We start from the raw sequence: 575 nt of genomic DNA on the forward strand, positions 1-575 counted from the left end.
TGCTCGCGCTGGCCAGCGACCTGCGGCTCGGCACCGAGCGCGCGCGCACCGCCTTCCTGTTCACCCGGGTCGGCCTGGCTGGGGCGGACATGGGGGCGTGCGCGCTGCTGCCCCGGGTGATCGGGCAGGGCCGCGCCGCCGAGCTGCTCTTCACCGGCCGCACCATGACCGCCGCCGAGGGTCTGGCCTGGGGCTTTTTCAACGCCCTGCACGCGCCCGAGGCGCTGGCCGAGCGCGCCAAAGCCAACGGGGTGGAGCTGTGGGCGCTGACCGACCACGACGAGGTCGGCGGCCAGCACCGGGCGGCAGCGGCGGCCCATGCGCTCGGCCTGCCCTACCTGAGCGGCGTGGAAATTTCGGTCACCTTCGCCGGCCTGACGGTGCACATCGTCGGCCTGGGGGTGGACCCGGACGATCCCCAGCTCGTGCAGGGCCTCGCGCACACGCGCGGCGGGCGCGAGCGGCGCGCGCGCGAGATGGCGGACCAGCTCGCCGCCGTCGGCATCCGGGGGGCATTCGAAGGCGCGCTCAAATACGTGGGCAATCCAGAGCTCATCTCGCGCACGCACTTCGCG

General features: G+C 74.3%; 1 protein-coding gene. It reads left to right on the plus strand.

Annotation, left to right across the window (positions count from 1 at the left end; all coding sequences use genetic code 11):
- On the plus strand, nucleotides 1-575 hold a 575-nt coding region (locus tag ML342_RS11670), incomplete at both ends, for an enoyl-CoA hydratase-related protein (RefSeq protein WP_240127187.1).

This window comes from Thermomonas alba, assembly GCF_022419205.1.
In the GTDB taxonomy this organism is placed as follows: domain Bacteria; phylum Pseudomonadota; class Gammaproteobacteria; order Xanthomonadales; family Xanthomonadaceae; genus Thermomonas; species Thermomonas alba.